At 33.8% G+C, this 22,986-nt stretch carries 19 protein-coding genes and 2 tRNA genes; 13 read left to right on the top strand and 8 right to left on the bottom strand.

Annotated elements, in window-relative coordinates; translation table 11 throughout:
• Nucleotides 1-905: 905 nt before the first annotated feature.
• Nucleotides 906-1,097, top strand: a complete 192-nt coding sequence (locus tag H8B04_RS15435; RefSeq protein WP_165291352.1) for a cold-shock protein — start codon at nt 906-908, stop codon at nt 1,095-1,097.
• A 65-nt stretch (nt 1,098-1,162) separates the two neighbouring features.
• On the opposite strand, the gene H8B04_RS15430 is transcribed toward H8B04_RS15435, so the two are convergent.
• From H8B04_RS15430 to H8B04_RS15415, 4 genes are all read right to left on the bottom strand, one after another.
• Nucleotides 1,163-1,239 (bottom strand) — tRNA-Ala (locus tag H8B04_RS15430).
• A gap of 12 nt (nt 1,240-1,251) precedes the next feature.
• Nucleotides 1,252-3,162: a DUF3857 domain-containing protein gene (locus H8B04_RS15425; RefSeq protein ID WP_190302917.1), complete on the bottom strand. Its 1,911-nt coding sequence runs from the start codon at nt 3,160-3,162 to the stop codon at nt 1,252-1,254.
• Nucleotides 3,162-5,135: a DUF3857 domain-containing protein gene (locus H8B04_RS15420; RefSeq protein WP_165291354.1), complete on the bottom strand. Its 1,974-nt coding sequence runs from the start codon at nt 5,133-5,135 to the stop codon at nt 3,162-3,164. The genes H8B04_RS15425 and H8B04_RS15420 overlap by 1 nt, the downstream gene beginning before the upstream one ends.
• Nucleotides 5,136-5,205: 70 nt before the next feature.
• On the bottom strand, nt 5,206-6,984 hold the full coding sequence (locus H8B04_RS15415; RefSeq protein WP_165291355.1) for an ABC transporter ATP-binding protein: 1,779 nt from the start codon (nt 6,982-6,984) through the stop codon (nt 5,206-5,208).
• A gap of 159 nt (nt 6,985-7,143) precedes the next feature.
• Here H8B04_RS15415 and H8B04_RS15410 point away from each other — a divergent pair, with 159 nt between their 5' ends.
• The 7 genes from H8B04_RS15410 to H8B04_RS15380 all read left to right on the top strand — a co-directional run bounded on the left by H8B04_RS15410 (nt 7,144) and on the right by H8B04_RS15380 (nt 12,599).
• Entirely contained in the window at nt 7,144-8,211 is a 1,068-nt protein-coding gene (locus H8B04_RS15410; RefSeq protein ID WP_165291356.1) for a Glu/Leu/Phe/Val family dehydrogenase, read from the top strand.
• A gap of 93 nt (nt 8,212-8,304) precedes the next feature.
• Nucleotides 8,305-9,219 carry a transcription antitermination factor NusB gene (gene nusB / locus H8B04_RS15405; RefSeq protein ID WP_223815458.1) on the top strand — a complete coding sequence of 305 codons (915 nt, stop codon included), beginning with the start codon at nt 8,305-8,307 and terminating at the stop codon, nt 9,217-9,219.
• Between the two features lie 8 nt (nt 9,220-9,227).
• On the top strand, nt 9,228-9,665 hold the full coding sequence (locus H8B04_RS15400) for a DUF1573 domain-containing protein (protein ID WP_206366868.1): 438 nt from the start codon (nt 9,228-9,230) through the stop codon (nt 9,663-9,665).
• A 22-nt stretch (nt 9,666-9,687) separates the two neighbouring features.
• A complete protein-coding gene (gene yajC, locus H8B04_RS15395; protein WP_165291358.1) occupies nt 9,688-10,002 on the top strand; it encodes a preprotein translocase subunit YajC in 315 nt (104 codons plus the stop codon).
• Nucleotides 10,003-10,103: 101 nt separating this feature from the next.
• Nucleotides 10,104-11,051, top strand: a complete 948-nt coding sequence (locus H8B04_RS15390) for a YbbR-like domain-containing protein (protein WP_165291359.1) — start codon at nt 10,104-10,106, stop codon at nt 11,049-11,051.
• Between the two features lie 7 nt (nt 11,052-11,058).
• Complete coding sequence (gene coaE, locus H8B04_RS15385; protein WP_190302916.1) at nt 11,059-11,652, top strand: dephospho-CoA kinase; 594 nt, start codon at nt 11,059-11,061, stop codon at nt 11,650-11,652.
• A complete protein-coding gene (locus H8B04_RS15380; RefSeq protein ID WP_165291361.1) occupies nt 11,646-12,599 on the top strand; it encodes an MBL fold metallo-hydrolase in 954 nt (317 codons plus the stop codon). Before coaE ends, H8B04_RS15380 begins: the two co-directional genes overlap by 7 nt.
• Nucleotides 12,600-12,607: 8 nt before the next feature.
• Here H8B04_RS15380 and H8B04_RS15375 read toward each other — a convergent pair whose 3' ends face one another.
• The gene (locus H8B04_RS15375; RefSeq protein WP_190302915.1) at nt 12,608-13,114 is read right to left on the bottom strand and encodes a hypothetical protein; all 507 of its coding nucleotides are present in this window, start codon (nt 13,112-13,114) and stop codon (nt 12,608-12,610) included.
• Between the two features lie 287 nt (nt 13,115-13,401).
• Nucleotides 13,402-13,474, bottom strand: a tRNA-Phe gene (locus H8B04_RS15370).
• Nucleotides 13,475-13,673: 199 nt separating this feature from the next.
• Between H8B04_RS15370 and H8B04_RS15365 the strand changes: the two genes are divergently transcribed.
• From H8B04_RS15365 to H8B04_RS15345, 5 genes are all read left to right on the top strand, one after another.
• Entirely contained in the window at nt 13,674-14,813 is a 1,140-nt protein-coding gene (locus H8B04_RS15365; protein ID WP_190302914.1) for a tyrosine-type recombinase/integrase, read from the top strand.
• A 115-nt stretch (nt 14,814-14,928) separates the two neighbouring features.
• Complete coding sequence (locus H8B04_RS15360) at nt 14,929-15,930, top strand: hypothetical protein (RefSeq protein WP_190302913.1); 1,002 nt, start codon at nt 14,929-14,931, stop codon at nt 15,928-15,930.
• Nucleotides 15,931-16,042: 112 nt separating this feature from the next.
• On the top strand, nt 16,043-16,564 hold the full coding sequence (locus H8B04_RS15355; protein ID WP_190302912.1) for a hypothetical protein: 522 nt from the start codon (nt 16,043-16,045) through the stop codon (nt 16,562-16,564).
• 12 nt (nt 16,565-16,576) lie between these two features.
• Nucleotides 16,577-18,394, top strand: coding sequence for a hypothetical protein (locus H8B04_RS15350; protein ID WP_190302911.1), 1,818 nt, complete (start codon nt 16,577-16,579; stop codon nt 18,392-18,394).
• A 550-nt stretch (nt 18,395-18,944) separates the two neighbouring features.
• Nucleotides 18,945-19,397 (top strand): JAB domain-containing protein, encoded by a 453-nt coding sequence (locus H8B04_RS15345; protein WP_190302910.1) that lies wholly within the window; start codon nt 18,945-18,947, stop codon nt 19,395-19,397.
• 112 nt (nt 19,398-19,509) lie between these two features.
• Here H8B04_RS15345 and H8B04_RS15340 read toward each other — a convergent pair whose 3' ends face one another.
• Both H8B04_RS15340 and H8B04_RS15335 read right to left on the bottom strand, forming a co-directional pair.
• Nucleotides 19,510-22,047 carry a DEAD/DEAH box helicase family protein gene (locus H8B04_RS15340; RefSeq protein ID WP_190302909.1) on the bottom strand — a complete coding sequence of 846 codons (2,538 nt, stop codon included), beginning with the start codon at nt 22,045-22,047 and terminating at the stop codon, nt 19,510-19,512.
• A 19-nt stretch (nt 22,048-22,066) separates the two neighbouring features.
• Nucleotides 22,067-22,207 (bottom strand): hypothetical protein, encoded by a 141-nt coding sequence (locus H8B04_RS15335; RefSeq protein WP_190302908.1) that lies wholly within the window; start codon nt 22,205-22,207, stop codon nt 22,067-22,069.
• Nucleotides 22,208-22,986 lie beyond the last annotated feature (779 nt).

Below are 22,986 nucleotides of genomic sequence, written 5' to 3'. Positions count from 1 at the left end.
TTATTTTCTAAAAGATGATTTTCTAACTCACCTTCTAACATTGATTCTAATAAATGCTTTAGCATGGGAGCAAAAACTCCATCTGTACCACCCATCTTTTTGCCTTCGTAAAGGCCTTTCATAGCTTATTCTTTGAAGCGCTCAAAATCAAATTTCTCGTTGTTCATTATACTGTGTCTAAAAATAAGTATTTATTTAATGACACAGTTTAATTTACACCCTCTGTAACTATCACTAAAGAAGCGAAAATTTATTCTAAAACTGATACAAATAGTGTCGAGACAAATTATATTCAGTCTGGAGAGTCACTATATATGATATTAGATAGTTCAAGAAAAGGTTTTCGAAAGGTTAAGTATAATAACAGAATTGGTTTCATTTATAGACCTTCTTTTAAAGCATATTCTCCCAATTTGACTGCGGTAAATGACACTGCTAAAATTAATAGAGAAAAATATCCACAAGCGTCTTCTTCGTCAGCGCCCAGTGGTACTGTTCATGTTAGAGGGTATTATAGAAAGGATGGAACTTATGTAAAGCCGCATACTAGAAGAGTACCTAAAAAGCGATAATTTCAAGAATATCGAACAATTTAAACGTGGAGGATTGCTCAATAATTAAAATAATAAAAAATTGGATATCAGATAAATAATGTTATCTTTGGGTATAATCAGGCTCTGCCTTGCTTCTCTAGAACCGAATAGTTTACTCTTCTTTTTTAGTTTTCGCTTTACATTGCTAATGTTATCATCTAATTTGATGAAGTTACTATTTGAATTTGTTCTCCTTCAAAATCATTTATTTCTTTTCACGTTTAGTTAACGAATGATTATTTAGATCTAAAAAGTCTTAAAAAGGATGGCTTTATAGCCTTAACAAATTTTTTTATTTTAATATATTACAAAATGCAAGAAGGAACAGTAAAATTCTACAACAACACAAAAGGATATGGTTTTATTACACCAAATGATGGTGGAAACGATTTATTTGTGCACATGACAGGTCTTAGAGATAATATCAGAGAGAATGACCAGGTGTCATATGAAGTAGAACAAGGACGTAACGGACTTAACGCTACTAACGTAAGAGTAGTATAAAATACTTTATATTGTATTATTAGGCTAAAGCATAGTATGTTTTAGCCTTTTTTGTTTATTAAGGTTGGTGGAGCATATCGGATTCGAACCGATCACCTCTTCGCTGCCAGCGAAGCGCTCTAGCCAAATGAGCTAATGCCCCAAAGTGGAAGATTTACTTTTCTTCCGCAATATGGATGGTGTAGCGTATTCGGTCGTTCGCCGCTACTTTAGATATAAAATCAAAATACGTTTGGTATTGATCGGCAGGATAAGTTCCATCCTTAATCTCTAATTTACGATAATATTTCACTTTTTGACCATCAGAGGCAATTTTCAATTCATATTTTCCCATGGCACATTCAATGGATTCATTGACAGGAACTAAAAATCCTTTTAATTTCTCTTCAAAAACAAATTCTGTTTCATCGATATCGGTATATCCTCGGTTAATGTACAGCGGATTTGTTCGGTTTCGAGATTCTGGAATATTACGTTGTACATTGAATACATTAGGTGTCAGAATGTAATTGTTGCCATTTTTCACTACATAACTACGGATATTAACCTCTAAATTTTCTTCTAAAATAGGCTCTTTTTCATTATTTACTTTATATTCGATTTTGTCGAATACAATATTGTTGACATCATAATATTTCTTCAATTGTTTGTTTTGGTCAGGCAAGCTGTTAAACATATTGTAGAAATGGTTTTCAAATTGCGAACCTGAAAATTGAGTTGCTATTTTACCCACTAGAGTTCCTTCTTTAGTGACTTTAAAGGTATTTTTGCGGGTTTGTAGACTTTCAGTAGCAAGATATCTCTGTGTCCGAAATACTTTTCCTCCATCTGCTGTACACGCCAATACCAAGCGGTCATCCGTAAAATCTCCTAAATAACCGAAAGGATTTTTGTTGCTCGTACATTCAAGCCAAGTGGTGTCGTTTTCAAAAGGAACACACAGAATAATATGATTTCCATCCACCGCATTAGCAAAAGATTCATCCAAACTTACTTTCTGGTTACCTGCTTCTACCACACAATACAAGGATGGTATATCTACAGCTGCTAATAAACACTGCATATAGTTTACCAAAGCTTTACAGTCGCCGTATCCTAAACGATCTACGTAGGATGCTGGGAAAGGCTCCAAACCGCCTATGCCGATTTGTACGCTGACATAGCGTGTCTTATCTTGCATATACTTATACAGTGCCTTAGCTTTATCTCTAGGATGGTCAAATTGATTAGCTATTTGTTTAGCTTTTTCTATTGTTGTGGCAGGGAGGTCATGCTTTCCTTTCAATAGTTCATCGTGTACCCATTTCCCGAAATCTTGCCAATTGGTTACTTTACCAGTTCTTTTGTAGTATTGAAAAGTCTCTGGAACGATTTTGACAATCATCTTGCTGGGATGTTCAATCGGAGAATATGGTTCTTCCTTGCGTGCCTGGAGATTGGATGCGGTCCAAGTATATGTTTTTCCTTTTTCGTTAGTGGTTACTACAGCTTCTTGTTGTAGATTTTCGGTTTTGATGCGAAGATTGAGCTCTGGTTTGCAACTAAATTGATAGGTGCTTTTTTCGACGGCGAGATCATTACTGCGATTTGGATACCAATAGGGGATGAACAAATTTTGTCCATGCTTGATTTCATAGCTATACACTATGGTGTACGGATAGATTGTTACACTAGGAGAGTAGTGTTTTACGCGTGAATCCGCATACATGCTTACACCATCAGTAGCACTGTAATCTTTAAAATCTTTCTGTCCGAATTTTCCTATTTGTTTGCCAAATTCATCGTAGACAAATCCTTTGATATCTTTTATTGTTTTGCTCTTATCATAGAATAAAGTCAGATCACTATAATCTTCTCCGGACTTGTTCAGAATCGTAATGGCGCGTGTGACTGTTTCCGTTATATTGTTATCAGCTTTCATGTCAAAACTGATGTGTTCATTTCGCAAAATTGCCGTTGCTCTGCTTTTTAATCCGTTTGGAATAGTTTCAACGGCAAATTCCTGAGCGAAAAGGGAATTAAGAGCAAAGGTCAGCGCAATTAAAAGGATGCTAGTAAATCTCATTATTTAGGCTGGTAATTAAATTCATAATCTATTTGCATATGCTGAATAATGCGAGAGAACAATTCTTTCAAACCAAAATATTCTTCACTGGTATAAATGGCTTTGTTCAGCGCTAATTGTTGGGTAACGATTAATTTATTTCCTTGTACTTCTCCCGAATAATAGTAGCGTGCCGAACTACCTGGTAAGGCTATATTCATTTTTTTAGGTCCTTGTTTGAAAGTAAATCCTTCAGGCAATTCAATTTCTATCGTATGTTTTTCTGAATCACGAGCCCCCAAATCTACATCGTATGTACGTTCATCTAAATTGAATGGATTTTGTGTTATACGCGAAATAAAAATAGGGTTAAACTGAACATGTCCTGACTGCAGCGCCCCTGTTAAATGTGTTTCGATGTCAAACTCTTCATGAAGCAACTTCGCAGGATCATCCAAACTTTGAACGGATGAATTTATAATACTCGTGTTGGTTAATTTTTCATCGAACTTTTCAGTGTATTCCTCAAAACTTGGGTAGTCTAATATTTCTTTTCGTTTGTGTACAGCGTCCAGACCAGCAGATGTAATAGATAGTTTTCCTTTTAATTTACCATCCAAATCAAGTTTACCGATAAAAGTATATTCTTTGACTGAAACAGTTTTATTGGTTAGTTCAATCCATTCGGAGGATTTACGGGAATAAATAATTCGGCCTTTGCCGTTTATACAATGTAGTGGCAATTCTCCAAATGGCACCAACGGATCTGTCGCATCGGCTAGCACGTATTCATCGTTGATCTTCACTGCCGCAATCACATAATTGAAGTCGGATAGTACTGGATGCAAGTCATGCGGCAAACCATTATTTCGGGTCGAAATGATTACAGGATAGGCTTCCAAGCCCGCAGCATTAAATGCTGTGGTTAATGCTAAATTGATATCGCCAACATTTCCGCTACGGCGTTCTAAAGCATCTTCGATGCCATGCTGACTATATTTGCCATAAAGGTTGTTTAGTTTTATGTTTTTACTTACCCATTGGTAAGCTTCCGCTGATCGAAGTTGTGGATCTACAATCTCTAATATCTTAGGGTCTAATTTTTGTTTGATAAAATCTACTTTCTTTAGCTGACCTCCGAAGCTTTTGTCCGTCATTAGCTCCATATCGACATCTTTCCAGGCTTTGGTGTATTTGTCCACAGAGCCATTTGGATTCAGCATTTCGACAAGTTCAAAATTAATAGCAGAAATATAGTTTTTGGGCGCAAGCATATAAGCTTCTTCTTTGAATGCTGGAATAGCATTCATACTGTATATGATGTTCGAGCAATCGTATCGCGCTCCCATCAACACGATACAGCCACTTTCTCTTTTGGATTTAGTGTCTTCTAACTTTAAAGGACCTTTAAGGGTAACATTATAATTGCTTATAGCGGGGATTCGCACATTATATTCGCTGCGAATTTTTGGAATATCGGATTGAAATTGCCAGCTTCTAAAATTGAAAATATCAGGCGAAACTAAATTGTATTCTATTTCAATGATGGAGCCAACTTTAATGTTGGGTAGGGTGAATTTAGTTAATTGCAGGTATTCGCTTTTATTCTCGGTGATTACACTTTTTCGTTCCAGAATGGTTTCAGTCAAGCGTCCATTTTCTAGGTTATATGTTTTACCTTCAACATTGGTTACATATTCGAAATCTTTGCCAAACTTATATAGTGGTATAGTAAAATTAGCTTTATCAAATCCTTCTTGTGAAAGAATTTTTATTCTCGCTTTGTAGGTATGAAAAATGCGTAAAGCACGGTCGCGCTCGCTGATGTCCATGTGCGTTTTAGCAGTTTCCAATAACACAACGGCATTAGCATTTGGGTCAGGATTATTATTGACAATTTGAAAATTTGCTGGAGTAATTTTCGGAAATTCGCTTACTTGAGCAATAGAATGAGTGAAAAAGAGTAATCCTAAAAATACGGCTAATACCTTCATTGGTTAGTTAAAGTAAAATTATTTCTTGAAATTTAACAATTATACTTTAAAAACCAATAATTTATTGTGATTACTCTTGAGCTTGAAGTAGTTGCTTTTCGTACAAATCAGCATACTCGCCACCTAAGGCAAGTAAAGTTTCATGATCACCTTCTTCAATTATTCTGCCATTTTCCAACACAATAATATGATCAGCATTCTTAATCGTAGATATACGATGTGCTATGAATACAGATGTTTTGTCTTTCATAATCTGACTTAGGTTATGTAGAATTTCCTCTTCTGTTTTGGTGTCTACCGCCGAAAGACAATCGTCAAAAATTAAGATTTCTGGATTTTTAATTAAAGCACGAGCAATAGAAACACGTTGTTTTTGACCACCCGAAAGCGTAATGCCACGTTCGCCAATATGTGTTTCAAAGCCTTCTTCAAAACCTTTGATATTTTCGTATACTGCGGCTTGTTTTGCTGCGGTTTCGACTTGTTCTGAAGTATATGTGTCTAATCCAAATGCAATATTATTTGCAATAGTGTCCGAAAATAAGAACACATTTTGAGGAACAAAACCTATCTGATGACGCAAATGCGCATAGTCAAAATCTTTGATGTCTATACCATCGAAACTGATCTTACCCTTGTCAGCATCGTACATACGAAGCAACAGATTGGATAATGTACTTTTTCCCGATCCTGTTTTCCCGATAATAGCTACAGTTTGGCCAGCCTTGATTTCCAGATAGATATTATCCAATGCTTTTATACCTGTTTCTGGGTAAGTGAAGCTGACGTTTTCTAATTTGATATTTCCTGTCAAATTTTTAGTAATCGTTCCATTCGGAATCTCGGAGGTGGTATTCAAAAATTCATTGATACGTTTTTGGGAAGCTGCAGCACGCTGAATCAAAGAAGTTACCCACGCTAATGCCAATGCCGGGAAGGTTAATTGATTGACGTAAATAATAAATTCTGCAATATTACCGGCCGTAATAGTTCCTTTATTCACTTCCAAACCGCCGATATAAACGGTAATGATTGTACTAAAACCAACTAAGAAAATGATTAATGGGAAGAAAATAGCTTGAACACGAACCAAATCCAAAGCCGTATTGCGGTAATGGTTACTTTCTTTCTTGAATTCTTTTATTTTGCTGACTTCTTGGGTATAGGTTTTGATAACGCGTATACCCGAAAACGTTTCTTGTACGAAAGAAGAAAGTTTGGATAGTTGGGCTTGAATACGTGTACTGCGTTGGTTAATTATTTTATTGATAAATAAAATAATCACCATAATAATGGGGATAGGTAATAAAGCGTAAGTAGCCAATGTAGGATTGACATCATACATCGCATAGATGATCATAATTGATAATGTCACCGTATTGATCGTGTACATGATTGCAGGACCAAGATAATTACGCACTTGATTGACATCTTCGGTCGCACGACTCATTAAATCACCTGTATTATTACGTCTGAAAAAAGCAAAATCCAATGCCTGGTAATGCTGATAGATTTCGTTTTTCAAATCATATTCAATATATCTAGAAATTAAAATAATGGATTGACGCATTAAGAAAAGGAAAATACCTCGTAACAATGCTAATAATAATACGAGTCCGCCAAAATAAAGTAGGCTTTTACCGAAAGCATCATAAATAGATTGCTGGTTCTCAAAACCATCGTACAACTTATACAATTCGATGTTTTCTTTCACCAAGTCAAAGGCTTCTCGGATAACTTTGGCAGGTAGTATACCAAATATATTAGAGATAATAACGAAGATAACACCTGGAATCAAGCGCCATTTGTATTTTATGAAATATTTATTTAAATAAGCTAGATCTTTCATGATTTGCTAACAAAGGTAAGGGTTTAGCTTTAATATTTTCATCGATATGGTAGTATTAAAGTCATAGTTTTATAAATGCGTGAAAAGGTGATTTTAACAAAAATTATTTATTAATTTTGTACAGCCTAAGAAAGGGCAGTTTGAATTATAATTTTGGGTATGCAAAATTCTACTATTTTCAATCTGATGTCCACTGCTGATCATCAGAATTTGTTCTTTTGTAATGATCCTGCTGTAGGACTAAAAGCTATTGTAGCGATCCATGATACGACATTAGGTCCTGCCATTGGCGGAGTACGTATGTTGCCATATGAGTCAGAAGAAGAGGCTATCGAAGATGCATTGCGTCTTTCAAAAGCAATTACTTACAAAGCATCATTAGCTGGGTTGAATTTAGGAGGAGGATGTGCTGTAATCATAGGTAACAACCGTACGGACAAAACAGAAGTTTTGATGCGTCGAGTTGGTAAATTTATCGAAGGATTAAACGGTAATTTCATAGCCTCTATAGACGTAGGTACCACACAAAAAGATTTAGAATACATCCATGCCGAGACGAATTATGTAGCGGGCCTACCCACTTCAATGAACGGAGGAGGAGATACTACAGTTTTTGCGGCACGAGGTGTATTTTATGGAATCAAAGCTGCGATCAAAGAGTTATACGGTGATGATTCCTTAGCAGGACGTAAAGTTGCTGTTCAAGGTGTGGGATCTGTAGGGGAGCATTTAGTTTCTATGCTAAGAAATGAAAATGCACGTGTGTACGTTTCGGATATGACCGAAGAGCGTAAATTGAAAGTAGCGGCTAAGTACAAAGCTGAGCCAATCCAATATAGTACAAGTTATGAATTGGATGTGGATGTATATGCACCATGTGCATTAGGCGGAACTGTCAATCCAGATACTGTGCCTAAAATGCGTTGCAAAATCATAGCGGGTTCTGCAAACAACCAAATCAAAGAAGAAGAAAAAACAATACAATTGTTGAAGGAACATAATATATTGTACACACCAGATTTCTTAATCAATTCAGGAGCTTTAATTAGTTGCTATTCTGAATTGGAAGGATATGGTAATGACCGTACAGAATCATTGATCCGCAATATATATACTGCGACACGTCACGTGCTGCAGCGTTCTAGAGAAGAAAATATTACTACTTATGAGGCAGCGAAGCAATTGGCTGAAAAACGTATTGCGGATATGTCTCTAATCAAACGATAAGTGTAATTGGTCTTCACATTTAAAAGCGTTCTTTATAAATAAATTCGTTCTTATACACTTATGTTAAACAGAAGACACCTTAGAGTTAAGGTTATGCAAACGCTTTATGCGTACAGTTTATCTGACGATAAACAGATTAAGGATTTTGAAAAGGCACTTTTCAAGAATGTAGAAGAGGTAAATGAAATGTACATCTGGACATTGAATTTACTGGATGAAGTAGCTGAATACGTAGTAGTAGATGCCGAAAGTCGTGCCGCAAAATTTTTACCTACAGAGAAGGATAAAATTTTGACAACCAAACTGAATAGCAATACGTTTATTGAGTCGCTGCGTCAAAATAGAACTTACCTTGAGCTGGTAAAAAAATATAAGGTGTCTTGGGAGTTTGACCCAGAGATTGTACGTTCGATCTTTGCGCAGCTAAAAGATTCTGAGGCTTACTTGGAATACTTACAATCGGAAGACCGTAGTATCACTGCCGAGAAAGATATTATCAAATATATCTTCAAAAAAATTATTTTGAAATCGGTAGAAATCGAACAAGTTTTCGAAGAGAAATTCATCAACTGGACAGTGGATAAAGAAGTGTTGCAGGCGATGATTGCTAAAACCTTCAAAAACTTCAGTTCAGAAGTTCCTTCACAAAATAAATTAGCTGATTTGACTCCAAATTGGTCTGAAGATGAAGAGTTTGTTTCAGAATTATTGAAAACATCTATCCGTTACGCGGATGAATATCAACAACTTATTGCTGAAAAAACTAAAAATTGGGAAGCAGATCGTATTGCTTTAATGGATACGCTTTTAATGCGTATGGCAATTAGCGAATTAATCAATTTCCCATCTATACCTGTGAAAGTTACCATCAATGAATACATCGAATTGTCAAAAACATTCAGCACATTGAAAAGTAATACATTTATAAATGGTATATTAGACAAAATTCTTGCAGATTTGACCAAGCAAGGTCGTATTCGTAAGTCAGGAAGAGGACTAAAAGACTAGATATAACTATGAACAAACTATTATTTGCTGGTTTAGCTTTATCCATGCTTGTTGCATGTAATAATTCATCTAAAAACTCAAATGAAGCCGCTGATTCTACAGTAACTGTCGAAGGCGAAGCAACAGCTGTTGGTGGTGGCAAAATTGTATTTGAAGAAAGTAAATATGATTTTGGTACAGTAAAAGAAGGCGCAGTGGTGGATCACACTTTTAAGTTCAAAAATGAAGGAACTGAGCCAGTGATATTAGGTCAAGTATCGACTTCATGTGGATGTACGACTCCTAGCTATACTACAGACCCAGTATTGCCAGGTAAAGAAGGCGAAATAAATGTGAGTTTTAATAGCGCAGGTCATCCTGGTGTTCAGCAAAAGTTAATCACAATTTCTTCCAATGCTGAAACTCCTGTAATGACAGTAGAACTTAGAGGAACAGTAGAAAAGTAAATTATAAATTTTTAAATATATTATGATATCAAATATTTTATTACAAGCAAGTGGTGGTGGTTTAATGGGAATGTTACCAATGGTGTTAATCATCATTGTGTTTTATTTCTTTATGATCAGACCACAAATGAAAAAACAAAAAGATCACAAGAAGTATATCGAAGAATTGGGAGTTAACTCTAAAATCGTGACTACTGCTGGTATTCACGGACGTATTGTAGAAGTATCTGACACTACTTTCTTAGTAGATGTAGGTTCTGGTGTTCGCATTCGCTTTGACAAATCTGCAGTTTCTTTAGATGCGTCAAAAGCTGCTAATGCTGAGCCAAAAGTATAATTTTTGAGTTAAAATATATAAATAGCCATTTGCCTCGTCGGTAAATGGCTTTTTTTATGCGGAATACATTCCCATCCGCATATTTTTTTAACTTTGTGTATATGAAGCAACGCAGGTTTACAAAAATTCATAAAAGAAAGATAAACATCTTTTTGCGTTGTCTCATTATATCGTTTGTCGCTTGGTTGTTGATCGCTGTTTCCAATCAATATACATTTACTATCAAGGCCGGTATTCAATATGTCAATATTCCCGAGAAGCGAGCTTTTCACCCCTTGCAATCTGATACCGTGAATATACGGATTAAAATGAGTGGCTGGCATGTTTTGATGTCACAATTGCGCTCGGATACCACCAATGTGCAAGTCGATTTGAGTGGACTAAATACCAAAAATTTTGTGGTTTTCTCTAATCAAATTGGCTTTATCAATAGACAGTTTTCTTCGGAAAAGAAGGTTATTGGCGTTTCACCGGATACCTTGTATTTCGATTTTTCGCGTCAGACTCAGCGTAAAGTCCCTATAAAAGTTCCAACCAGTATTACCTTCAAAAAGCAATTTGGATTTGTAGGTGACACCAAAATGAATCCTTCTATGGTTACGATTACAGGACCGACCGAAGATGTGACCAATATTGAATATCTGGAAACAGATACGATTAAAGGGGATATGGTATTTACCGATATTCGTACGGTTGCCAATATCAATAAGCACAACAAAACGAATATTACCATTTATCCGCGCATGACTGAAGTGGTCATCCCTGTAGGAGAATTGACCGAAAAAATTATCGAGGTTCCGATTAAAATTACAAATGGTACGCGTTATACATCAGTGCGTACGGTTCCAAGTAAAGTGTCTTTAACAGTTATGGTTCCATTAAAAGATTATGTGAAATGGACAGCCAGCGATTTTGAAGCTATTGTAGATTTAGAAAATTGGGACGAAAGACATGTCAAAAGTTTGCCTGTTCGTATCACTAAGCTGCCTGATTTTGTGCAATTAATAAAGTTGGAACCCCAAAACGTAGATTTCTTCGTTCGTAAATAATAATCCTATGAAATCAATTAAAGTAGGAATCACGGGAGGTATAGGCTCCGGAAAAAGTTTTGTAGCTAAAATCTTCAAGACAATGGGTATTCCTTTTTATGATGCAGATAAGGAAGCTAAATTAATAATGACACGAAGTGTTATTATTCGTGAAGGATTGATTCAAGCTTTTGGGGAGGAAGTGTATTTTGAAGATGGAAGTCTGAATCGAAAATGGTTGTCTGCACAAGTATTTAATAATCCCGAAAAATTGGAACTGCTAAATACTATCGTTCATCCCGTGGTCATTCAAGATGCGGTAGATTGGGCTAATACGCAAACTTCATGTTACAGCCTGAAAGAGGCAGCACTTTTGTTTGAATCAGGCTCTTATAAGACCTTAGATTATACTATTCTGGTCGTGGCCCCAGAAGAATTGAGAATAGAGCGTGTAATGAATCGTGATGGGGTGAGCCGAGAAGAAGTCCTCAATAGAATCAACAAGCAAATGCCCGAGGAGGAAAAAAGAAAATTGGCTGATTTTATCATTGTCAATAATGGCATTCAACCTTTAATTCCTCAACTATATGAAATACATAAACAGCTAATACGTATATGCTAAAAACAGATATTTTAGAAGATTTTTTAATAGAGAATGAGTTAGGTTATTATTGTGTGTATGGTGATTTCTATATCGATCCAAAATATCCTGTTTCAAAAGCCGTGATTTCGCATGCGCATGGTGACCATGCCGTTCCAGGACATCATACGATTTTTGCTACTTCAAATACGATTGCTTTTATGCAGCATCGTTTCACTAAGCAACCTTTAAATTCTTATTTTCCAAAGGAATATAAACAGGATTTTAAAATAGGGGAGGTACAAATATCATTTATTCCTGCTGGACATATTTTAGGTTCTGCGCAGATTCTAATGGAATATAAAGGCGTTCGTTATCTTTATACGGGTGATTACAAATTGCAAGAAGATAGTACTTGTGAGGCTTTAGAATATGTCAAAGCGGATGTGTTGATAACAGAAACTACGTTCGCAGATCCAGCAGTTATCCATCCCAATCCGATTGAAGAAATCAAAAAGCTAAATTCAACAAAATTGAATATAATGTTGGGTTGTTATGCGTTAGGAAAGGCACAACGTATTACAAATTTAATCAACACCTACTGTCCCCAAAAGATTGTTTACACACATCATAATATAGCGCCTATTCATCGTATTTATGATGAAAAAGGTTTTGTCAAACTTAGCTATGAAATTTATAATAGAAAGGCTTTAAAGGACGGTCAAGATAAGATATATCTTGTTCCCCCAATGACCTTTCATAATTATTTCCGTGCAAAGAATGTGGTACGTGTGTTTGCTTCAGGTTGGAAGCGATTGCAGAATTATAACGATATGACGTTGTTTATTTCGGATCATATTGATTGGAATGATTTGAACCATTTTATTACGGAAGTCCAACCAACTGAAATTTGGACTGTACATGGTGAAGGTATTCACCTTAAACATCATTATGAGGGAAAAATAAAAGTCAGAAATATATTGAAATAGCTGTCTGGCTATTTCAATATATTATCTTCTTCACTACTGCTTTCTTCTCCTCGCATCGAAAAATACGAACTGATTTTCTCTCTTCTCTTCAGCATAAGATAGCCAAGTATAATCAATAAGATATTCCCTAATTGAAAATTTATACCAAAAGAATAGGCACTAGTAAGGCCTGAACCGTTAGAATTAAAATTAAGATCTAAAAAGTTCAGTAATCCCCAAATAATACTTAAAAAACCAATAGTCACCACTAATAAATGAATAAATTCAGGTTTAGTAGTTTGGATCTTGTCGTCATAACCAGAAAGTAACCAATTCGCAAGCCAATCAGTCTTTACTAAGAAAATGTAAGCAAAGACGATGGGAATAATGAAAGTTGTGATTTGATTGCTATTGGCTGTTGATGGAAGAGCGTTAAAAACTGAATTTAAAAATCCGAAAATTCCTATTCCGATCAAGTATAGAAAATAGACTCCGAAAGCTTTTATTATGATTTTAAGCAAGTTTGAAATTAACATAGGTAAAAAGTTTTAATTGGAGGTTTATTAAAAATAGTTATATCTCTACACATATACAATTGCCACAAAACATTTTGAAGCATTCTGGGTTTATATAGTTGTGTCACATTAATAAATACTACTAACATGAACAAATTCTTTAGAGCATTGATAGCAGGCTGGGGTGCCAAGAAAATGGGACTTGGGTGCTTCGGGACGATAATCGTTTTTATAATTATCTACTATTTATTGGGATATTTAGGATAAAATACGAAAAAAAAAGCTTCACATTTGTGAAGCTTTTTTTGTGGTGCCAGCTGGATTCGAACCAGCGACACAAGGATTTTCAGTCCTTTGCTCTACCAACTGAGCTATGGCACCTTAAGTTTTTGTTTAGAAACTGTTACTTTCAGTTTTTGCGGTGGTGCCAGCTGGATTTGCTGACAACGTTACAAAGGTAAAAAAAGAATGTTTATAAGCAAATGAATTCCGCGAATTTACTGATAAGTGTCAGTAAATGATTGAAATAATTTTCTCTGTATACGTTTAAAGATGATTTTTTATCAATTTTTTAAATGTTATGTATATAGAAGTAAGAGCCATCAATGGCAAAGATTTAGAGAAAAGAGGAATGATATCATTCTATTTTGAGGGGAAAAGATATCGTTTTTACAATGGAAAACATCTAGGGTTAGATATCAATCCAAATAGACAGGTGACTCATAAGCTAAAAAGTGCGTCACTTGAACAATTAAAGTTCAAAACAATTGAAGCACTGAACGATGGTTGGAATCCTGAAAATGGCGTCTATAATAAGTTCAGAAAAGTAATAACCAAAGGTGATACAGTTGAAAAGGTTATTGAATCAATTTTAGAGAATAAGTTAAATTCACCTATATCAGCATCATACAAGAATGATTTGCGATATCTAGTTAGAAACCTTTTCAGCTATTTAACAAGAGCGGAGAAGGAAGCTAAAATAACAAATCTTAGTGCTGATCGGTTGATTAGCTTTCTATATACTTACAATACCTCTGCATCTAATTACAATAACAAGAGGAGGATGTTAAGTGTGATTTTTAACGAAGTTGTGGATAGAGGGTATTTATTAAAAAGTCCCTTAAAAAATACTAGGAAACAAAAGCAAAAGGTGACTCTTCATGTCATCTATAATGATGATGAATTCACTAAACTATTAGAGTATCTAAAAGGTTATAATGATGATTTATACTTAATGGCACTTATAATGTATGGCTGTTTGTTACGACCGCACACGGAAATCTTATCTCTGTGTAAAAGGCATTTTAATGATGAATATTCTAAAATAATTTTATCCGGTAAAGAGAATAAGGGAGGCGGAATCAGAGTCGTAAATGTACCTAAATATGTGCAGGAAGCATTAGAAAATAGAATTGAGTACTTAAGTCATGATGATACAAATTTGTTCTCTTTATCACTGAAAAAGAATAATGTTGGATATTTTAATACGCTATGGGATAGAGCTAAAAAGGATATGCTGAGTAAGGGCATACTAAAAAGTAATCAGACCATATATTCAATTCGACATACATCCGCGGTGAGAATTTATCAGAAATGCAAAGATGTTAGCATAGTTCAAAAGATGATGGGGCATAGTAATATGTCTGTAACTCTGACTTATTTGCGATCATTAGGGCAAATGGATGTTGAAAACCTTATCGACTATATTCCCGAAATATAATTAAGGGTTACAATTTTTCTCTATATATCCCCCCTCTAAAAAATGTAACCCGAAAGAGCCTTGATCTTTGGATAGGTCAGGCTTTTTTTGTTGTTTTACAGAAACCAATTAGATTATGACCAATCAAGATTCACCATTTAAGTATACAATAAAAATAAGTGCTGATAAATTATCTTATTATGAGGAAGAGTTTGTCTACTTTGTTATAGCTAATTATAAACTTGTCAATAACGAATATTCTTACACTATTGAATTTCCTGCTGAAAAGAATGGAGTTAAAGGAACACCTAATAGTGGGAATTTGAGAGATTCTTTCTCCCAATATATCTTTGAAACTACCTATGAGGAAGTAAAGGAACATTCCCAATCAGCCGAATCAGAGAGGGTGTATATAGGCTATATCGATGATATCATAGGTAATGCACTTTTCGAAGCACATTATATGGCTGATTATCAAACAAGCAATGTACAGCACTTATCGTTAAAACGAACGAGTAAACAGTTAGTGCAACGTAATGAAATTGGGTTGAAGAAGCTTCAGGAGTATATTGATCTTTTGTCCTTAGACAACTTTGATAATTATACTATTAGCTTAAACCATTCTAAATTTAGCAATAGCGATTATACTTTTGACATTAGAGGAAATGAAAACTTACAGCGTCATATTAGAAGTTTCATTAAGCAAGATATAAAGGATTTTCTAGCTTCTTTTTCAAATGAAGATGAAAGGAGCTACATAGGTATAGCTATGGATATTTTGAGACAAGGTAATAATGAGCCAGTACCAACAAGTAAGTATTTGCAATCATTATACGGTTTCGCTAAAGTGTTGAAGCCAAATACGCAGTCTTCCAATTGGAATAGACTATTTATTTTGCTAATTAACAAGCTCGATGAACTGTTTAATTATGCATTCACTGCGTACCATAAACAGTCAGAGAGTAATCTTAGAAATAGCAAGTTCCATAGGCATCTTTGTGTATTACACACATTAAGTTTATTTGACTTAATTCCAACTGAGGATAGGATATATAATATACTCTACAGTGAAGATACCACAAGGAATGAAGTCAAGGATGCTGTAAAAGACTTCATGCGTAATAAGCTCTATAAATAAGGGGGATTTCTAAAAAGAAATCCCTTTTTTGTTCCCCCCTTAATCCGTTCGGATCCTCCTCATCTTTGTTTCAACAAATCAGCAATGTCGCTGATTTAAAAACAAATACAAGATGAACAATTCATTCACAGAAGAAAATTTCTTTACAAATTTCAATCACCAACATGCAATCATGTCAGTAGAAGAGTTTAACCAATTAAGAAAAAGATGTTATGGATCTGAGCTTTCAAAGCTAGCTAGACTTTTAGATTCTTTATCAAAGCTAGAATCTTATGAGTTAATTAGTTCGGTACAAGTAAATATTATTTTTCCAAACTATAATAAAGCATATCCGTATGAGCCTCCTTATTTTTCCCAACTGCCTAAGGTAATGGAGTTAACTGATTTGTACAGACACGTCAGTCTAAACATTGATAAATTAATAAGAATAGCTGATGAGGTAACTACTTTGAATAATAATGCAACAGAGACTTATTCAACAGACCTATTAGAGTTCAATGAATATTTAATCGATAGTTCTGAGCCTGATGAGGAAATTAATTATGTTTCTGATGATCAAATTAAGAATCTACAATCTAAGATGGCTTCAGGTGATAGATTAAATAGAGCATTGCAAATGTTAAATAACTTATAATTATTACGAGCGATGAATATTAAGAATATACAGTTTAATAACGTTCAAGGTAACTATCTAAACAATGTATTAGAAGGAGGAATCATTCCTTCTAATACAATAATATCAAAAAACATTACTGGTATTGGAGCTACAACTACGGAACTTAATTCTAAAAGACATTCAATTATCATAGTGGAATCACGAGAAATCATTGATAATAAGAAAAAAAATAATCCCTCAATTCTAGCAGTAAGGGAAGGAATAGGAGTTGGCCAAGTAAAGGAGTATTTATGTTCAGGTATTGCGTTTTATAAAATTATGATTACTCCAGAGTCATTCTTCAAGTTAGTCAAAGCATGTGAAATTATGTCAATTGATCTATATAATACATTCTTTATTCTTATTGATGAATGTGATAGAATAATCAAAAGTGCTGATTTTAGACAATCATTCTCTTCTATTATGGATACGTTCTTCATGTTTAAACATAAGGCTATGGTGACTGCTACATTCATTGAACCTTCTGATCCAAGATTTGATGAGTTTACGGTATTAAATATTATTCCAATTAATCATGTCCCGAAGAAAGTAAACCTATGTGTAACAAATAATTCTATTCTAATGTTGGACAAGGTGTTGAAAGCTAATAATGATAAAAAATGGTTAATATTCGCTAATTCAAACAAAATTATAAGGTTATGTATAGATATTCACGGATATCATAAAGAATATTCAGTATTCTGTGGCAAAGATTACGTTGATACATACAAGGGGTATAAGTTAAAACATATAGAAACGAGTATTAGTGTTGACAAATTCTGTGATATTAATTTTTTTACAGGGAGATACTTTGCAGGTCTAGATATTAATATAACAGAAGAATATAATATTATCATAATCAGTGATCCCGTTATAACATTACATTCGATATTAGATCCATTAACAGATGTCGTTCAAATTATTGGAAGAGTAAGAGATACTACTTTGGTAAAATCCATTAACATAATTACTACCCCAAAAGAAGGAATAGAATTTCTAACCAAGGATGAATTGTTTGATCATTATGAATCGAGCGAACAAGATTATTTAGATACTGTTTCGAAGCGAGATAAAGCTGTTAGTATAAATTCTAAAAATAGATACACAACTATAATTAATTCGATGCCTTTTGCTGATTTTGTCGACTTAAATGGGAAGAAGAGTAATTTTTTGCTGGATTGCTCTACATATTATAATAATGTTTCTTCATATTATGACAATAATAATAGTATTTGTAAAGCGTTTAGAGAATGTTCATTGTATAAATCCAGTCTTAAACACTTTGAAGTTAATATTATTTATAAGGAATTTAATATAAGCTCAGATCAGCTTTATCATAACCCTAATAAGGCTTTCAGAGAAAAGCTAATCAGTATAGTTGAAATAATAGAAGCTTTAGAAGAAGGTAAACTTGATCTAACTGTTGAGTTTATAAGGAAGTACATTCTTATTTTTGATAAAGTTGTTGAATTGTATAATCTGAAGGGACGTGAATTTCTTTTAACAGAATGCACATCGTTAAAAGATGTTGATGATCATATACTAGAGTATCATTTGAATGAAAAACTCTACAATAAATCATTCGCGGATGATATTAAATCAGAATTTACTTTAGATGAGTTTTACTCAGCTTCTGATATTAAAGAGAAATATAAAGGTTTACTTGAAAAGCACGATATAACTGAAATTAAAGCTACACCAAAGAATTATAGTTGTCATATAATTTTGGATCAGGAGGTGAAAAAAATTGATGGAAAAACTGTCCGAGGTTATGTTGTAACGGGGTACAGTAAAAAGTTACAAAATTGATCTATATATACCCCTATGAAAAAATGTAACCTTTCACAAACCATTTTCCCCTTTAAAAGAAGGCGATGGATTTGCGGACGAAGCCCCAAAAACTGCTATTGCCCTATCTTTAAACGGGATATAACTAATCTATGTTTTAATGATTTCCGACAGTTTTTTCGGGGGCTTAGACCCCTTAAAAAATTGTCGGTTTTTGCTTTTGGCGCATAGAGCTAGGCTTAATTAGTCTTTTCTGCTGAAACTGTAAGCGACTGGTGAGAAAAGGATAATATAGTTGGATTCTTAGTCTGAACTTTTTATTGATGCAAGCCGTTGATTAATAGTTTGTTCTGATCTTAATGTGAGTTAAAATGATGCTAATCAACTGATTTACAGCAAGATTAAGAGCTTGGTCTGTGCTCTGGAAAATAGCCCCCTCCGCTTAATATTATGTCTAGGACAACCCCCATGCCTTCAGATCATAGGGGTATTCGGGCCATAGAAGGTATATTATAAGCACGCCCCACATGCTGTATTGAAAAAAACTAAGTACTAATTAAACAATTACAGCATGAAAAATCTACTAAATGTATCAGAGATCAAAGTCGAATTTAAACCTAAATTCAAGCTTTCTGAATGTCCTCAAATTACTAACTCGAAGGATGCTTACGGAATATTAATACAAGTCTGGGACAAAGGATTAATGAGCTTCCTAGAAGAGTTCAAAGTTATTTTACTGAACAATGCTAATCGAGTATTAGGTATAGTTGATATTGCAATGGGAGGGAAAGACTCTGTATTGGTTGACATGCGAGTAATATTCTCAATTGCATTAAAAGCTTCTGCATCTAAGATTATACTTGCTCACAATCATCCATCAGGAAAACTAATTCCTAGTTCCCTAGATAAGGCTATTACCGAAAAGGCTAAAGACGCAGGTAAAGTATTAGATATCGAGGTTTGCGATCATTTGATCGTTGTGGCTGAGGGGTATTATAGTTTGAATGACGAAGGATACTTCTAATTTTAAAGACCTCGTTTATGTATCACGAGGTCTTAATTAAAATTTCTTAATGGGTTTTTGATAAAGAAATACTAATAAATATGATACTCCATATTATAAATAATAAAAATTACTAACGAATGTGTTTTTCACTATATTTGCTTGAAAGTGACTCTACATCAAGATTATGATTAACTAAGAATTCTTGAACCTTTTCGCTTGTGATTGTTCTCAAATCATAATCTTTAAACTCTTTTACAAATCCTTTAATTGAAAGCTTTAAATTTTTTAGTTTCCCTTTCCTTAAAATTTCAACATCATGTGTAAAGTTTGCCGCATTAGATAACTTTTTAGTTGGGATAATCATAAAATATTTAACTTTTACATCTTTTCCGTATTCTTCTTCAAACCATCCACAATGATTATTCATCTGACCACTCTCTGTTTTAACAATTTCTGCTCTATCCAAATCAACTTCAGACTTGCATTCAAATACTAAATATTCGTTTACAGAAACACACCATAGATTATCAGGTCCTTTTTTAATCTCTTTGTCAGGTCTTTCAGAAAGAAAACCTAACAATTCACCAGTTTTTTGGAGCGCTCGTTCAAATTTGTCATGACTAATTCCAAAATCTAAATTAGATAGAATTTCCTCTACTTCTAAAGAAAATTCTGAATAATCCTTGAATTTAAGTATGAAGTTTTTAATTCTTTGTATTCTATCCTCATTAATATAGCTAAGCTTTTTATAAGTTATCCCTTCTTTGGGTTTTAATAATTCATAATTTTGACTAAATGCACTTTTCTGCAATATATTCGCTTCGATTTTACTTTCTTTATATAAAAACCTTGCTTTCAACTGTAAATACCATCCTTTTTCTAAATCATCTTCTAAATATGAATCGATTATTTCTTGAATATAATCTCCTGCTTTAGAATATTCGCCCATATAATAATGTTTACTTGATTTTTTCTCAAGCTCATATATTTTATGATTATACGTTACATCTTGGTTATCATCAATCGAATCCATTTCATCTGTATAATAATCTTTCCACCCCTCATCCCTATTTAAACTCTGTTTTATAAGATCAATTAATTGATTAATGCGATTGTCTTTGTATTTTTCATCATCATCATTTGCCATGTTGGCTATCTCTAAACCAATATCTATTTGCTTTCTAGTTTGTGCAGAAAAGTATTTATTTGTTTGTGAGCTTTTAATAAATTTTACAAGATCAGCTCCTATAATTAATATTGCACTAAAATCTTTTTCACCACGCACACTTCTACCTAAACCCTGTTCAATTTTTTGTGCTAATTTTATATTAGTATAATCACTATTTGCTCTAGATTGCTCTTCATATTTATCAGAAAGAGACGTGAAATTCGGTTTTCCATCGATTATTAGGACTCTACAACTCTCATCGGGTAAATCGATCCCATCATATCTATTAGCTAAGACTAAGCAATTGCTAAAATTTCCAGATTTAAGTTTTTTGATTTCATTGTATAGATTTGATGTATTGGGAGTTATTGCTCCTTGATTATAATATATTTGTGATTTTACAAATGAAGAAACTAATGATACCACCCCAAAACTTCTACTTTTATTTGGGGGTGAAAATAATGTAATTACTCTATCTCTAGTAAGATCATCATGTATTAGTGAAGGTAATAATATCATTTTTTCCCCAGACCATTTTTTGTGAAGATCTCGTAATGGTGTTTTAATTGCATCAATAGATAGATCTAATCCTTTTATAAAGAAAGAATCATCTTGAGTTGTTGCAGACATTAAAATTCTATTTTTAGCATTTGCAAAAAATGAAAACTTCTCTATAGGAAGATGGATTGAGGTTATCTCAATATAATTCCCTGAAATAAATGCTTGGCATTTATTAATATTATCTTTTAATAAAGGCCATGTGAACTTTATAAAATTTTCTTCTTTAAAAACCGATAATATACTAATAACTTCATCAGCCTTATCTTCCCATTCCCAATATGGTATAGGAAGGAATGAGTCATTTGATTTTGTATATAATTCTAAATACGAACCCATACCTTGTTCTTGGAGAGCTGTATCAAATAAATTAAATATTTTTTTATAGCATTCTTTTGACTCATCTGCATCGCGATCAATAGCTATTGTAAATGACGATTTAATTGAATCAACGCAAGCGTGTGCATCATCTAAAACGATAGTTCCGATGTTTACGCCCTTATTACCAATCCCAAATATCGATTTTCCATTAAAAATCTTTTGAACATGCGTTATCAAAATTTTTTTTCCATTTAAAAATTCGTCAGGTAATAAGTTGTCTTTCTCAATTGTACAAATAGGTATTCCAAATTTATTAGCATCTTCAATTACTTGGTTAACCAAATATATATTGGGACATACAAAAACACAAGGTCCATCATTAGAATTAATTTTTGATTGAAGAATTAATAGACCAATCAGTGTTTTGCCCTCACCTGTATGAAGTTTAATAATAAGATCTTTATCTTCTTTTCTTTCCGTAAACCACTCGTTTAGAATAGTGTTTTGAATAGGTCTTAGTGGTCCTGTAACACTCCTTCTATCTAAAGTATCGTATATATCTACAGGATTGAGTTTTTTAGTTATAATTGTCTTATTTAACTTCTTTTTGAAATCTACCATAATTGATTGAATTTGTTGGTTATAAGGCATTCCAGTCACCATTATAGGGGAATAAGATTCGCCAAACCAAGATATAAAAGTTATCCTGCAAAAGCAAGATACCTTTTATATTGCTTCGCAGTTTGTCATACTTATTCCTTCTATTAATGGTTCGTTTCATAAAAGCTCCTTTGTCTTTTGAATAAGTACTACGTACACATTCAAAATTCAACAGCTTTTAGAGTTTGGCTCGCCTGCTTGTCGCTCAGGCTACGATGTTGTCACTATTTTTGATATTCCTTACACACAATCCATTTTTCAAAAATACCGCCAACAATCTCCGTGTACTTCGTACATATCGTTGAATCATGCTTCGCATTTCTCTTCAACGACCTTCGCTCAACTCGCAGGACGGCGAGCGAATAGGAGAGGTTACAAAATTTGGTGGGGGTATATATAGGAATAAAATGTAACCGAAAAATTTGGATATTGGTCTTAAAATAAAAAGTGCGTCACCTAAGTGCGTCAGTAAATTGTCGTTTTGTAATAAATTAATTTAGTTCCTTATAGTTAGAATAATTGGAGAGGTGGGAGGGGGGAATATAATTTTTAAAGGTAAAATCATATAAAAGTGCGTCACCTCAGTGCGTCAGTTCTTGCTTTACCAATGGATATGTTCACGATCTTAGATAGGTATTCGAAAGGAAATGTTTTTATTAGAAGAGGGGTGTTTTAATTCGCTTAAACATTAAGTGCGTCAACAATGAGACAATTTATTTTAAATAAAGGTATAAAAGAAGTACTTTTGAATAGTATTAGGAGAAGATATGTGGTTTTCAGTCCTTTGCTCTACCAACTGAGCTATGGCACCTTTTAAGTTTTTGATTTGAAACTGTTACTTTCAGTTTTAGTGGTGGTGCCAGCTGGATTCGAACCAGCGACACAAGGATTTTCAGTCCT

This window comes from Sphingobacterium litopenaei (assembly GCF_014692495.1).
Lineage (GTDB): Bacteria > Bacteroidota > Bacteroidia > Sphingobacteriales > Sphingobacteriaceae > Sphingobacterium > Sphingobacterium litopenaei.
This window is presented reverse-complemented; position numbering and strand designations above follow the sequence as displayed.

Bases quoted from the DNA above. Each gene is read 5' to 3' on its own strand.
- yajC (WP_165291358.1), top strand. From the start codon at position 9,688: ATGATATCAAATATTTTATTACAAGCAAGTGGTGGTGGTTTAATGGGA.
- H8B04_RS15345 (WP_190302910.1), top strand. From the start codon at position 18,945: ATGAAAAATCTACTAAATGTATCAGAGATCAAAGTCGAATTTAAACCT.
- H8B04_RS15350 (WP_190302911.1), top strand. From the start codon at position 16,577: ATGAATATTAAGAATATACAGTTTAATAACGTTCAAGGTAACTATCTA.
- H8B04_RS15365 (WP_190302914.1), top strand. From the start codon at position 13,674: ATGTATATAGAAGTAAGAGCCATCAATGGCAAAGATTTAGAGAAAAGA.
- coaE (WP_190302916.1), top strand. From the start codon at position 11,059: ATGAAATCAATTAAAGTAGGAATCACGGGAGGTATAGGCTCCGGAAAA.
- H8B04_RS15410 (WP_165291356.1), top strand. From the start codon at position 7,144: ATGCAAAATTCTACTATTTTCAATCTGATGTCCACTGCTGATCATCAG.
- H8B04_RS15415 (WP_165291355.1), bottom strand. From the start codon at position 6,984: ATGAAAGATCTAGCTTATTTAAATAAATATTTCATAAAATACAAATGG.
- H8B04_RS15435 (WP_165291352.1), top strand. From the start codon at position 906: ATGCAAGAAGGAACAGTAAAATTCTACAACAACACAAAAGGATATGGT.
- H8B04_RS15420 (WP_165291354.1), bottom strand. From the start codon at position 5,135: ATGAAGGTATTAGCCGTATTTTTAGGATTACTCTTTTTCACTCATTCT.
- H8B04_RS15360 (WP_190302913.1), top strand. From the start codon at position 14,929: ATGACCAATCAAGATTCACCATTTAAGTATACAATAAAAATAAGTGCT.
- H8B04_RS15400 (WP_206366868.1), top strand. From the start codon at position 9,228: ATGAACAAACTATTATTTGCTGGTTTAGCTTTATCCATGCTTGTTGCA.
- H8B04_RS15380 (WP_165291361.1), top strand. From the start codon at position 11,646: ATGCTAAAAACAGATATTTTAGAAGATTTTTTAATAGAGAATGAGTTA.
- nusB (WP_223815458.1), top strand. From the start codon at position 8,305: ATGCAAACGCTTTATGCGTACAGTTTATCTGACGATAAACAGATTAAG.
- H8B04_RS15335 (WP_190302908.1), bottom strand. From the start codon at position 22,207: ATGAAACGAACCATTAATAGAAGGAATAAGTATGACAAACTGCGAAGC.
- H8B04_RS15340 (WP_190302909.1), bottom strand. From the start codon at position 22,047: ATGGTAGATTTCAAAAAGAAGTTAAATAAGACAATTATAACTAAAAAA.
- H8B04_RS15425 (WP_190302917.1), bottom strand. From the start codon at position 3,162: ATGAGATTTACTAGCATCCTTTTAATTGCGCTGACCTTTGCTCTTAAT.
- H8B04_RS15355 (WP_190302912.1), top strand. From the start codon at position 16,043: ATGAACAATTCATTCACAGAAGAAAATTTCTTTACAAATTTCAATCAC.
- H8B04_RS15375 (WP_190302915.1), bottom strand. From the start codon at position 13,114: ATGTTAATTTCAAACTTGCTTAAAATCATAATAAAAGCTTTCGGAGTC.
- H8B04_RS15390 (WP_165291359.1), top strand. From the start codon at position 10,104: ATGAAGCAACGCAGGTTTACAAAAATTCATAAAAGAAAGATAAACATC.